At 62.1% G+C, this 13,553-nt stretch carries 7 protein-coding genes; 5 read left to right on the forward strand and 2 right to left on the reverse strand.

Features of this window, described 5'->3' with window-relative positions; all coding sequences use genetic code 11:
- Positions 1–8: 8 nt before the first annotated feature.
- Positions 9–3,458, reverse strand: coding sequence for a transcription-repair coupling factor (gene mfd, locus M5B42_RS01270; RefSeq protein ID WP_103496735.1), 3,450 nt, complete (start codon positions 3,456–3,458; stop codon positions 9–11).
- A 351-nt stretch (positions 3,459–3,809) separates the two neighbouring features.
- Here mfd and M5B42_RS01275 point away from each other — a divergent pair, with 351 nt between their 5' ends.
- The 5 genes from M5B42_RS01275 to M5B42_RS01295 all read left to right on the forward strand — a co-directional run bounded on the left by M5B42_RS01275 (position 3,810) and on the right by M5B42_RS01295 (position 12,047).
- A complete protein-coding gene (locus tag M5B42_RS01275) occupies positions 3,810–5,273 on the forward strand; it encodes a glyceraldehyde-3-phosphate dehydrogenase (RefSeq protein ID WP_103496736.1) in 1,464 nt (487 codons plus the stop codon).
- A gap of 678 nt (positions 5,274–5,951) precedes the next feature.
- A complete protein-coding gene (locus tag M5B42_RS01280; RefSeq protein WP_248744808.1) occupies positions 5,952–7,163 on the forward strand; it encodes a hypothetical protein in 1,212 nt (403 codons plus the stop codon).
- A complete protein-coding gene (locus tag M5B42_RS01285; RefSeq protein ID WP_248744809.1) occupies positions 7,160–8,413 on the forward strand; it encodes a hypothetical protein in 1,254 nt (417 codons plus the stop codon). The genes M5B42_RS01280 and M5B42_RS01285 overlap by 4 nt, the downstream gene beginning before the upstream one ends.
- 1 nt (position 8,414) lies before the next feature.
- Positions 8,415–10,562: a glycosyltransferase family 2 protein gene (locus M5B42_RS01290; protein WP_248744810.1), complete on the forward strand. Its 2,148-nt coding sequence runs from the start codon at positions 8,415–8,417 to the stop codon at positions 10,560–10,562.
- A 12-nt stretch (positions 10,563–10,574) separates the two neighbouring features.
- Positions 10,575–12,047 (forward strand): efflux transporter outer membrane subunit, encoded by a 1,473-nt coding sequence (locus M5B42_RS01295; RefSeq protein WP_103496739.1) that lies wholly within the window; start codon positions 10,575–10,577, stop codon positions 12,045–12,047.
- Between the two features lie 106 nt (positions 12,048–12,153).
- Here M5B42_RS01295 and M5B42_RS01300 read toward each other — a convergent pair whose 3' ends face one another.
- Entirely contained in the window at positions 12,154–13,452 is a 1,299-nt protein-coding gene (locus tag M5B42_RS01300) for an MFS transporter (RefSeq protein ID WP_152737324.1), read from the reverse strand.
- Positions 13,453–13,553: the final 101 nt, after the last annotated feature.

The following is a 13,553-nucleotide window of genomic DNA, read 5'->3' on the forward strand; positions in this document are numbered from 1 at the left end:
GGCGTCCTTCAGGCAGTTTTCGGGGTGAGGCGTTCGAACAGCGCCTCCAGTGTATTAAAGCGTTCTTCAGCACGTTCCATCGGTACCATGAACTTGAACAGGGTGGCACCTTCGAACTTGTAGCGGTTGGGCTGGCCCTGGATCAACTTGATCAGCGACAGCGGATCGACCGGGGTGTCCGCGGCGAACTCGATGCGCCCACCTTGCGGACCGCCATCGACCTTCTTGATACCCAACTGCTCGGCCTGCAGTTTGAGCAGGGTCAGGCGCACCAGGTTCTTGGTCGGTTCCGGCAACAGGCCGAAACGGTCGATCATCTCCACCTGCAGGTCCTTGAGACCCTCTTCGTCGGTCGCCGAGGCGATGCGTTTGTAGAGGATCAGTCGTGCATGCACGTCCGGCAGGTAGTCTTCGGGGATCAGTGCCGGCAGGCGCAGGTTGATTTCCGGACCACCGCCCAGGGGCTGGTCGAGGTTGGGTTGTTCGCCCTTGCGAATGGCCTTGACCGCACGTTCGAGCATTTCCATGTACAGGGTGAAGCCTACCGCCTGGATCTGCCCGCTCTGACCGTCGCCCAGCAGTTCGCCGGCGCCACGGATTTCCAGGTCATTGGTGGCGAGCACGAAGCCGGCCCCGAGGTCCTGGGTATTGGCGATGGCCTCCAGGCGTTTTTCCGCGTCGGAAGTGATCTGCTGGCGACCCGGGGTCAGCAGGTAGGCATAGGCCTGGTGGTGGCTGCGTCCGACCCGGCCGCGTAGCTGGTGCAACTGGGCCAGGCCGAACTTGTCGGCACGCTCGATGATAATGGTGTTGGCGCTCGGCACGTCGATGCCGGTCTCGATGATGGTCGAGGCGATCAGCACGTTGAAGCGCTTGTGGTAGAAGTCGCTCATCACCTGTTCGAGATCGCGTTCGCGCATCTGCCCGTGGCCGATGCCGATGCGTGCTTCCGGCACCAGTTCGGCGAGGTCGGCGGCGCATTTCTCGATGGTCTTCACATCGTTGTGCAGGTAGTAGACCTGGCCGCCGCGCAGCAATTCGCGCAGCAGGGCTTCCTTGACCGTGCTCTTGTTCTGCTCCATGACGAAGGTGCGCACCGACAACCGGCGCGCCGGCGGGGTGGCGATGATCGACAGGTCGCGCATGCCCGATACCGCCATGTTCAGCGTGCGCGGGATCGGCGTGGCGGTCAGGGTGAGGATGTCGACTTCGCTGCGCAGGGCCTTGAGCTGTTCTTTCTGGCGCACGCCGAAACGGTGTTCTTCGTCGATGATCACCAGGCCCAGGTTCTTGATCTTCACATCGTCCTGCAGCAGCTTGTGGGTGCCGATGACGATATCGATCTTGCCTTCGGCGAGGTCGGCCACCGCAGCGTTCACTTCCTTGGCGGACTTGAAGCGGCTCATCACTTCCACGCTCACCGGCCAGTCGGCGAAGCGATCGCGGAAGCTGTTGTAGTGCTGCTGGGCGAGCAGGGTGGTGGGCACCAGGATCGCCACCTGCTTGCCGCCGTGCACGGCGATAAACGCCGCGCGCATGGCCACTTCGGTCTTGCCGAAGCCGACGTCGCCGCAGACCAGGCGGTCCATCGGCTTGGGCGCGAGCATATCGGCGCGCACGGCGTCGATGGTGGTCTGCTGGTCCGGGGTTTCCTCGAACGGGAAGCCGGCGCTGAAGGTGGCGTAGTCGGCTTTCGGGTCGGCGAACGCATAACCTTCGCGGGCGGCGCGGCGGGCATAGATGTCGAGCAGTTCGGCGGCGACGTCACGGACCTGTTCGGCGGCCTTGCGCTTGGCTTTCTGCCAGGTTTCCGAGCCCAGCCGGTGCAGCGGGGCGAGGGCGTCGTCGCTGCCGGTGTAGCGGGCGATCAGGTGCAGGTTGGCCACCGGCACATAGAGCTTGGCGCCCTCGGCGTAGGCCAGGGTGAGGAACTCGGCGACCTGGTTGTCGATCTCCAGGGTCGCCAGGCCCAGGTAGCGGCCGACACCGTGGTCGATATGCACCACCGGTGCGCCTTCGCGCAGCTCGGTGAGGTTCTTGATCACTGCGTCGTTGTTGGCGTCGGCGCGTTTTTCCCGACGCCGGCGCTGCATCACGCGCTGGCCGAACAACGGGCTTTCGGCAATCAGCGCCAGGGCCGGATCGTCCAGCACCAGGCCTTCGTCCAGCGGCGCGATGGTGATTGCCAGGCGATCTTTGCCGGCGGCGAAGTCCGGCCAACTGTCGACGGTCTTCGGCCGCAGTTTCAGGCGTTCGAGCAGTTCCAGCAGGACTTCCCGGCGCCCGGCGGATTCGGCGGTGAACAGCACGCGACCAGGGAACTCGTCGAGGAACGCGGAGAGGGCCGCCAGCGGCTGGTTGGCCTTGGCCTCGATCGCCAGGTTCGGCAGTTCACGGGCGGCGAAGCGTTCACGGCCGATGCCGGTTTCCACGTCCTGCTGGCTGGCGACCACCCGCGGCCAGCTTTTCAGGCGGGCGAAGCAGTCTTCCACCGGCAGGAACAGCTCGGCCGGTGGCAGCAGTGGTCGGGTCGGGTCGACGCGACGCTCCTCGTAGCGGTTGCGCACATCGTTCCAGAAGTTTTCCGCCGCCTGCTCGATGCCCGGCAGGGAGAACACCTGGGTGTCCTGGGGCAGGTAGTCGAACAGGGTCGAGGTTTCCTCGAAGAACAGCGGCAGGTAGTACTCGATACCGGCGGGGGTGATCCCGCTGTTCAGGTCCTGGAAGATCGGGCAACGGCGGAAGTCGACATCGAAGCGTTCGCGAAAGCGCGCCTTGAAGCGGGTGACCGCTTCTTTCTGCAGTGGAAACTCCTTGGCCGGCAGCAGGCGCACCGAATCGACCTTGTCGATGGAGCGCTGGTTTTCCGGGTCGAAGGTGCGCAGCGTCTCGATCTCGTCGTCGAACAGGTCGATGCGGTACGGCAGTTTGCTGCCCATCGGGAACAGGTCGATCAGGGCACCGCGCACGGCGAACTCGCCATGCTCGTAGACCGTGTCGACGCAACGGTAACCGGTGGCCTCCAGCCGCGTACGCATCTGCTCCACATCGAGCTTCTGGCCGATATCCAGCACCAGGCTGCTGCCCAGCAGGAACTTGGTCGGCGCCAGGCGGTGCAGGGCGGTGGTGATCGGCACCACCAGTACGCCATGGACCAGCTCCGGCAGCCGATAAAGGCTGGCAATGCGCTGGGAGATGATGTCCTGGTGCGGCGAAAACAGATCGTAGGGCAGGGTTTCCCAGTCCGGGAAATGCAGCACCGGCAAGTCCGGGGCGAAGAAACTCAGCTCCTGTTCGAGCCGTTCGGCACTTTGGCTGTCGGCGGTCAGCAGCAGGGTGAAGCGCTTGGCAGCGCTGGCAGCCTCGGCAATGGCCAGGCTCAAGGCTGCACCGGGGAGATTACCCCAGTGCTGTTTACCTGCCGCGGCAGGGAGAAGCGGTAGACGCAGAACGGGCACGGAAGGTTGAGCTCCAAGCGTTGCGACAAAGTCGGTAATTGTAACGGTCCCGGGTGCCGCCTGTCAGTTGCAGACTGTTTCTATTACGCATTGAGGGAAATGTAGTGGCTAAGACAAAAAATAGCGCTTTTCGACCCATTATGTAGTGCCGTATCGGGCGTATGTTTTGGAGGGTTACGGACAAGTCGCCCATGAGCACTCATTTTGTGCCCTGCTGCAAGCCGCGTATTTACTGGGCTGGCGCGGGGTGCGTTTTTTTCAAAAGGGTTTTTGTTGCTGGATGCACGACAGGCGCGCATTGCTCGCAGGGCCACTCGGCGGCATAATGTAGCCCCTTTTTTCAGCCCCTACATGTGGAAGGTTCCCGTGACTCAGAAGCCCGACCAGTGTCTTGGTGAGTGGATTGATCGTGAAGCGCTTGCAGAAGCGATGATCCCGCTTATCGGTCAGCTCTACCGCAATAACAATGTGGTGAGTTCGATCTATGGCCGCAGCCTGATCAACCAGTCTGTCATCGCGATTCTCAAGGCTCACCGCTTTGCTCGCCATCGTCAGAGTGATGATGTCGAACTGTCCGTCCACGAGACTTTCCCGCTGCTCAAGGCGATGAGCGAGCTCAAGCTGGGTGCCGCTTCGGTGGACCTGGGCAAGCTGGCCGTGAAATTCAAGACGCAAGGCAACGGCCGTAGCGCCGAACAGTTCGTTCGCGAAGAACTGGCCGATGTGGTTGGCCAGCAAAGCGCTGGCGGTCGCAAGGGCACTGATGTGGTGCTGTACGGTTTCGGTCGTATCGGTCGCCTGCTGGCCCGTATCCTGATCGAGAAAACCGGTGGCGGCGACGGCCTGCGTCTGCGTGCCATCGTGGTGCGCAAGGGCGCCGAGAACGACCTGACCAAGCGCGCCAGCCTGTTGCGTCGCGACTCGGTGCACGGTTCCTTCAACGGCACCATCACCATTGACGAAGAAAACAACACCATCACCGCCAACGGTAACCTGATCCAGGTCATCTACGCGAAGAACCCGACCGAGGTGGACTACACCCAGTACGGCATCAAGAACGCCCTGCTGGTGGACAACACCGGTGTATGGCGTGACGCCGAGGGCCTGGGCCAGCACCTGGCCTGCCCGGGGATCGACCGCGTTGTCCTGACCGCACCGGGCAAGGGCAAGCTGAAGAACATCGTGCATGGCATCAACCATGGCGAAATCACCGCCGACGACAAGATCGTTTCCGCGGCGTCCTGCACCACCAACGCCATCGTGCCGGTGCTCAAGGCCGTCAACGACAAGTTCGGCATCGTCAACGGTCACGTTGAAACGGTTCACTCGTACACCAACGACCAGAACCTGATCGACAACTTCCACAAGGGCGATCGCCGTGGCCGTAGCGCCGCGCTGAACATGGTGATCACCGAGACCGGTGCCGCCACCGCTGCCGCCAAGGCCTTGCCTGAACTGGCCGGCAAATTGACCGGTAACGCGATCCGTGTGCCGACGCCAAACGTATCGATGGCCATTCTCAACCTGAACCTTGAGAAAGCCACCACTCGCGAAGAGATGAACGAGTACCTGCGCTATATGGCGCTGCACTCGGATCTGCACAAGCAGATCGATTTCGTCAATTCCCAGGAAGTGGTCTCCACCGACTTCGTCGGTTCGCGCCACGCCGGTGTGGTCGACGCTGAAGCGACCATCTGCAACGATAACCGTGTTGTCCTGTACGTCTGGTACGACAACGAATTCGGTTACAGCTGCCAGGTGGTTCGCGTGATGGAAGACATGGCCGGGGTCAACCCGCCTGCGTTCCCGCGCTAAGCAATAGCTGCACATCAAAACGCCCCGACTTGTCGGGGCGTTTTCATTGGGGCCTGAGTGACGGATTTATAACAGGTGTTGTTTCGATGCTTTGAGCGGGGCGGTGTTGTTATATCGCTTTCATCTGGTAGGTTGTTTTGCTGAAATCATATCAATATAGAGGTGTTTTTCATTTTGTTTTTCCAGGCAATTAAAATACTAGAGAAAATAATTGGTTGCTGATCATCGGGTGGGGGTCGTCCATTTAATGGATCCCATTTACGGGGTGCTACATAATTGGCGTCATCAAGTTTCCGATGTTCGGGCGCTTGACACTGGGAAAAACTGAACTTAGTGTCGCCACTGACAACGCCCAAACTATTCCAAGGGATAGCTATCAAAATGCCTGCGTTTAGCCATCAGGCAAGGGTGGAAGTCGCCAGGTTCCTTTCGGTCATAAACAGGCAACATAAGTAGTGGATAAGTGGTCACTATGAGCGGATGCCAACTTCCAAAAAGACAGGAATATCATTCCTGCTCACAACACTAAGAAACCAACTAAATCAGGCAGATCAAGTAGTGGCCTGATGATGGGACATCTTTGCTGGTAACACCTGCTTTATGCCTTTCACGATAACGTGCGGCTACTGGCTGCTTGTTGAGAATGAATGTCTTCATGTCCTATCGGGAGAACCTGACATGACCGAAGAGCGCACAAGGCACTTTCCATTGTCCCTGCTACCCCGACTGGTGGGTGTGGGCATCCTGGTCTTTATCCTGTGGCTGTTGTTGTCGACCTTGTTCATGCCGTTGTTATCGACGTCGGCCACGCGGGCCATCCTCAATGCCCCGGTGATTTTGCTGACCACACCCATCGATGGCGTGGTGAGTTCCCTCAGCATCAAGTCGGGCACCTCCTTTGTCGAGGGACAGCAACTGGCCGTGGTGGAAAACCCCCGGGCCAATCAAGACACCTTGCTGACCTTGCAAACCCGGCGCTTGAGCCTGGAGCAGGAGTTGTCGTCTTCCCTCAGCCAGTTCGAACATGACCAGCAGTACTACCAGGCGCTGGAGAAAATCAGCCAGCAATACCAGGCGGCTTTCCATACCCGCCAGCTGTTCGGCCAGAAAGCCCTGCGGGCCGAAAATTACGCCGCCAGCGCGCGCTTGAAAGAAGCTCAGGATACGGTGGAGCGCAATCTCGAGTTGTTCCGCCAGGGAGCGGTCAGTAATGCCTTGGTCGACTCGTCGAAAGCCCAGTTGGCCTCGTTGCAGGGCGCCGCGGAGAGCGTCAGGTCACAGTTGGGTATCAGCAATGGTGATCTGAGCGCGGCCAACCAGCAGGTCTACCTGGACCCTGACCAGTTGCGCATGTTCGACCTCAGCTCGCATCTGGTCACCTTGAAGCTGAGCCTGGACAACCAGGAGCGCAACCGCTCCACGGTGGAGCAGGAGCTGCAAAAGCTCGACGGCTTGATCGAGGCGGAAAACAGCCGGATCAAACTGATGTCCGGCTATGACGTGGTGGCCTATTCCGCCGGGACGGTCCAGGAGGTGGTGGCGCCCCAAGGTACGCTGGTGCGCGCCGGCTCGACCCTGGTGCGCGCGACCAATTGTGGGGAGAGCTACGTCATCGCGGTCTTTCCCGAGCGGGTGGCGAGCAAAATCGATCGTGACACGGTGCTGAAGGTGAGTATTCGCGGGCTGGAGGAGCCGCTGACGGCCAAGGTCGAGCAACTGCTGTCCCACTCATCCGACCTGCAGCCGGGAACCTACAGCGTGCCTTTCCCCTACGCCGAGCAGAACTCCGTGTATGTGGTCGCCACCTTTGCCGCGAATCTCAGTGACAGGCAACGAAGCATGGTGTGCAAGCCCGGACTCTGGGCTTCCGCCGAGGTCGTGGGGAAATGAGCCGCTGGCGCGGCGTGGCCTGGCTGGTCGGCGCGTGGTTGCTGGGGCTCGGGCAACTGGCCTGGGCGGTGCCAGCCCGGGGGCAACTGGCGGCGGACACCTGTGGCGCATTGGATCAGGCGACACAGGCCTATCCCGGTACCGGTCCGGTGCTGCTGACCAGCTATCCGGCCCTGGATGGACAGCCTCCGGCAATACTGGCGCTGCGCGGGGTGGCCTTCACCTATGACAACGCCCTGGCCAGCATCGCCCTGTTCGCCTGTGGCAAGGCGCAGTCCGCTCGCCGGCTGGCCGATGCCCTGGCGTTAGCCGTGGAACATGACCCCGAGTACGCCGACGGGCGCTTGCGTAATGCCTATGCGGCCGGTCCGATCAAGGGCCAGGCCATAGCGTTGGCGGGGTATTGGAGTACTGAGCGCAATGCCTGGAGCCAGGATGCCTACCAGGTCAGCAGTGCCACCGGCAATCAGGCCTGGGGGGCGCTTGCGCTGCTCGAGGCTTTCCGCCAGACCGCCGAACCGTCTTATCTTGCCGCGGCCCAGCGGGTGCTGCACTGGGTCCAGCAGAACACCTACGACACCCAGGTACCCCCGGGCTTCAGCGGCGGCGTCTATGGCTACCTCAACCAGCAGGTCCGGCAAGGCTGGAAGTCCACCGAGCACAATATTGACCTGGTTGCCGCCTGGATCGCGCTCGACCGCCTGACGGCGGACCCGGATGCGCGGCTCCAGGCGCAGGTTGCCCTGGGTTTCGTGCAAAGCCAGTGGGATGACCGTGAGGGGCGCTTTCTGATTGGTACCGGCGAGGATGGGCGAACGTCGGATCGCCTGCGCTCGGGGCTGGACGCGCAGCTCTGGCCGCTGCTGGCGGTTCCCGATCCGCCGCGGGACTGGCAGCGGGTGTTTGCCTTTGTCGATCAAAGCCACCGTTTCGCCGACGGTTACGGCTTCAACCGCAACCCCGATGGCGTCTGGACCGAGGGCACCGCCCAGGCCGCGGCGGTGGCACGTCTGAGTGGTCTGCCCGACCGGGCCCAGCCCTTGTGGTCGGTATTGCTGGCGTTGCAGGCCGGCCATGGTTGGCTCTTCGCGACGCCGCAGGCGCAAATCAGCACCGGGCTGGCCATCGGTCCGGACTCGCCGCGCAACGATTTCTTCTACTACCACCTGCCTCATCTGGGCGCCACGGCATGGGCCGCTATTGCGGCCACCGGCGTCAATCCCTTTACCGGCGCCCAGGAGGCGGACTGATATGCAGGTACTGGACTCGTTGCATCTTATGCAAATCAATTTCTGGACCCTGGCCGTGGTCATTCTTTTCAGTTGCCTGACCCGGCGTGAGCAATGGGCTGCCCGAGCCGGTTTTGGTGCGATCACTGCGGTGTTGCTGATCAATTATGCCGCCTGGCGTATCCGCGACACCTTGCCCGACGGGCATGGCGGATTTGCCACGGTATGGGCCTATGCCTTTCTGTTTTTCGAGCTGATGGCCATCGGTTACACGCTGTTTTCCATTATCGTCCTGCTCGGTCGCAGCGATCACCGGGCCAGCGCCGATGCCGGCGAGCGTCGCTTGCGGGCGGCCGGGCGCGACGTGCCGGCGGTGGATGTGTTTATCGCCACCTACAACGAAGGCCTGGAGATCCTGGAGAAAACCATTCTTGCCGCCCAGGCCATCGATTACCCCAACTTCACTGTCTGGGTGCTGGACGATACCCGGCGTGACTGGTTGCGTGACTATTGCGCCGAGGCCGGGGTGCAATATGCCCGGCGTGCGGACAATACCCACGCCAAGGCCGGCAATCTGAACAACGGATTGCGCCAGTCGGCCGCCAGCAGCAATGCGCCGTACATTCTGGTGCTGGACGCCGATTTCGCTGCCCAGCAACCGATCCTGATGCGGATCCTGGGATTGTTCGAGGACCCACGGGTAGGCCTGGTGCAGACACCGCAGTTCTACTACAACCCGGATCCGATCCAGCACAATCTCGGCTCGTCCGATTGCTGGGTGGACGAGCAGCGAGTCTTCTTCGATGTTTTCCAGCCGGCCAAGGATGGCTGGGACGCGGCGTTCTGCGTGGGCACCTCCTTTGTGGTGCGGCGTGACCTGATTACCCGCATCGGCGGTTTTCCCACCGGCTCGGTCTGCGAGGACATCTACACCACCTGCCGCCTGCTGCAACAAGGCTATGTGACCCGCTGGCTCAACGAGCGACTGTCCATCGGTTTGTCGGCCGAGGGGCTGACCGAGTACATCAACCAGCGTGCGCGCTGGTGCCTGGGAACCCTTCAGGTCGCGCTGTTGAAGGAGGGGCCGCTGCGTGGCCGTGGCTACAGTTTCAATGATCGAGTGCACTACCTGCATGGCCTGATGCACTGGTTCTCCAAACCCTTCATCCTGATGCTGCTGGTCTCACCGGTGCTCTACTGGTACTTCGGCATTGCCGGGTTCTATGCCAAGCCCTTGGATTTCCTGGCTTTCGGCATGCCGGCACTGATCGCTTTCTGGGGCTATGGCACCTGGGTCACGGCACGCCGAACCCTGCCGGTGTTCACCGAGGTCACGCAGATCGTCGCGGCCCTGGCGGTCACCGCGACGATTGCCAGTGCAATGATTCGGCCGTTCGGCCGCCCCTTCAAGGTGACCGCCAAGGGGCTCGATCGCACCCGCACCCTGATCCACTGGAAGCTGTTCGGGTTCTTTCTGGCATTGATCCTGTTCTCCCAGGTGGGCGCGTTCACCGCCATTGCCACGGCCGCGGCCTTTGACGGCAACATGCTGTTCAACCTGTGCTGGACCGTGGTCGCGCTGATCTACAACCTGGCGACGCTGGTGGCCTGCGTTGACCGGCCTCGCCTGCATGGCGAAGAGCGCTTTCCCTTTGATGAAGCCACTGGCTTGAGACTGGGGACGAAAACCTTTGCGGGGCGTCTGGTGGATATTTCGGTCAGCGGGGTGTGCTTGTCTTGTGCCGTTGCCGACTTGATCAAGCCCGGTGCGCGCGGGCACTTATGGATCCCCTCGCTCGGTTGGCTCGCCGTGGAGGTCATGCGCAACCAGGGCAACGATCGTCTGGGGTTGCGTTTTGTCGACCTCGAGGAGGGGCTGCGCCAGCGCCTTATCGCCCGGTTGTTCAGTGATGCCAGCGTCAATGTGGCGAGCAAGGCCGAGCCGGCCATGGCCTTTGGCACCCTGCTGCGCCGTTCGTTGCTGGGGGAGCGTCGTTCGCTGCCGTCGTTCTCCCGGCCATCCCGGGAGCCGTCCCATGACGCGCTACCGAGTTATCGACCGGCTGCGCCGCGATTGCGCAAACAGCCCCTGTCGCGGGTGGCCGGGGCCCGTGGCGGCCTGTGGGATGCCCTGGTTTCACCCTTGCGAGCCTGGTTGGGCCTGCGTTGATAGAGGTGGATCATGAACCGTTGTGTACCTTCGACTTGCCTGATGTCCCTGTTCCTGCTCAGCGCCTGTTCGCTGGACCCGCCCTATGAAAAGCCCGATGCGCCGATCGACCAGCAGTGGCCGGCCAGTTCGGCAGGCGCCTGTTGTACGGCCAGGGAGGCGTTCGATCACGATTGGCATGGGTTTATCGTCGATCCGCGGCTGCGGACCCTGATCGAGCTGGCGCTGGAGAACAATCGCGGCCTGCGCCAGTTCGCCGCCAGCGTGGAAGAAGCCCGGGCCGGTTATGCCGGTGCAGAGTCGGCGTTGTTCCCCACGATCGGCATCGATACCTATGCCGGGCGCAGCAAGTTGCCGCCGCTGGTGCGCACGCCGGGCGGTGGGGACAGCGCGGGCAGTATCGCCAATACCTTTCAGGCGACAGCCGGTTTCACCTCCTACGAACTGGATCTGTTCGGGCGCATACGTAGCCAGAGAAGCGCCGCCGGCGCTCGCTTCGAAGCTTCCGAAGCGGACTATCAGACGGCTCGGCTGGCGCTGATCGGCGAGGTCGCCAGTACCTGGTTGAGCCTCAAGGCCAGCCAGAACCTGCTGGATCTCGCCCAGACCACCTACGAGACCCAGAACCACTACGGGCAGTTGCTGCGCAAGAGCTACAACCTGGGCTCCAGTGCGCAGATCGATGTGCATCAGGCCGATGCGCAAACCAATACCGCGGCGGTGCAGATCAACACCTATCGCATGCAGGTGGCGCAGAACATGAATGCACTGCGGGTACTGGTCGGTCAGCCGGTGCCACCGGCCCTCTTGCCCAGTGGGGTGTTGGGCGAGTCCCTGGCCACCGCCGATGTGCCGGCCGGGCTGCCTTCTTCGCTGATGACCCGACGCCCCGACATCATGGCGGCCGAAGCCTTGCTGCGCGCGGCCAATGCGGATATCGGCGCGGCGCGTAGCGCTTACTTCCCGACCTTTTCCCTGACGTCGGCGCTGGGTAGCCTGAGCGGCGACTTTTCCCGCTTGCTCAGCGCCCCGGCGCAGTTCTGGTCGACCGCCCTGAGCGGCTCCCTGACCCTGATCGATGGCGGTGCCCGACGGGCTCAGGTGGATGGCGCGCATGCACGATTCGATGGCCGGGCCGCGGCCTATGAGGCGACGGTGCAGAATGCCTTTCGCGAAGCGGCCGATGCGCTCAATGCCCGCCAGGAGATGCTCACCCAGGTGGCGGCGCAGAAGCGCCTGGTGGAGGACTACCAGGAGGCCTATCGACAGTCGCGATTGCGTTTCGAGGCGGGGATGGACAGCTACTTCTCGACGATGGATGCCCATCGCTCGCTGTTCGAGGCGCAGCAGAAATGGTCGCAGCTGGAGCTGGCCAGGGAGATCAATCAGGTGAACCTGTACAAGGCCCTGGGAGGGGGGTGGAGCCAGTCGTTGAAGGTTGCCGGTGAGTCGCGTGTGGCCGAACGGTCAAGGCCGGGGCCGTGATGGGCGGGGAGCCCTTGGCAAACCGCCGCGCAACGTCCGTGCTGCGCGCGAGGTGACCAGCAAGCGCCGGCATTGCGGGCGTTTGCTGGCGGGTGAAGGCGTCTGCTCAGCCGCGGCTGGACACAGCCATCTGCGCCGTGCGCAGTTCATGCTTGTTGCCACGGAACAGTACCAGGGTCGCAATCAACCCCAGTATTGCCGCGGCACTGAGCCAGATGCCCGGTGCCGCCTTGTTGTCCAGCACGTGGATCAGATAGGTACAGACCGCCGGGGTAAAGCCGCCGAAGGTCGCCGTCGCCAGGCTGTAGGCCAGGGAGAAACCGGTGGTCCGCACTTCGACCGGCATGATCTCGGTCAGGGCCACCACCATGGCACCGTTGTAGGAGCCGTAGAGGAACGACAGCCACAGCAAGGCGATCAGCAGGTGACTGAAGCTTGGCGCCGACACCAGCCAGGACAGCACTGGATACGCGGTGAGGATCGCCAGGATGGTCGCCGCCAGCAGCAACGGTTTGCGCCCGATCTTGTCGGACAGCGCACCCATCACCGGCAGCCAGAAGAAATTCGACAGGCCGACGCAGACGGTCACCAGCAGGGCATCGAAGTCCGACAGGTGCAGCTCTGACTTGCCGAAAGTCGGGGTGTAGGCGGTGATCAGGTAGAAGGACACGGTGGTCATGATCACCAGTGCCGTGCCCGCCAGCACCAGGCCGAAATTCTGACCGATTGAACGCATCACTTCCGACAGGCTCGGACGATGTTTGCGTGCCTGGAACTCAGGTGTTTCTTCCAGCGAGCGACGGATGAGGAAGATTGCCGGAACGATCATGCAGCCCACCAGGAACGGCACGCGCCAGCCCCAGTCACCCATTTGTTCTGGGCTCAGCCAGTGGTTGAGGCCCACACCCAGCAAGCCGGCGAAAACCACCGCGGCCTGTTGGCTGGCGGACTGCCAACTGACGAAAAAGCCCTTGCGGCCCGGGGTCGAGATCTCGGCCAGGTAGACCGAGACGCCGCCCAGTTCCACGCCGGCGGAGAAGCCCTGCAGCAAGCGACCGAGCAGGACCAGCAGCGGTGCCGCAACGCCCAGGGTCGCATAGCCGGGTACGCAGGCAATCAGCACCGTGCCCGCCGCCATCAGCGCCAGGGTGATGATCAGGCCTTGGCGACGGCCATGGCGGTCAATGTAGGCGCCGAGGAAAATTGCACCCAGCGGGCGCATCAGGAAGCCGGCACCAAAGGTGGCGAGCGAGAGCATCAGGGATGCAAATGCGCTGTCGGCAGGAAAGAAGGTTTTAGCGATGGCCGTGGCATAAAAGCCGTAAACCATGAAGTCGAACATCTCAAGGAAATTGCCGCTGACAACGCGAAAAATCGCCTTGCCCTTGCCCGTATTCGAGGCCATGTTATTTACTCTCTTTGTCTGTCTTATAAGCAATCCATCGTCTTTGCTCGTCCTTACTGAACCTTTCAGGCATACGCACGCTGGCAGTACAGTTATGTAAC

It is taken from the genome of Pseudomonas sp. MWU12-2037 (assembly GCF_023242345.1).
Classification (GTDB): domain Bacteria; phylum Pseudomonadota; class Gammaproteobacteria; order Pseudomonadales; family Pseudomonadaceae; genus Aquipseudomonas; species Aquipseudomonas gingeri_D.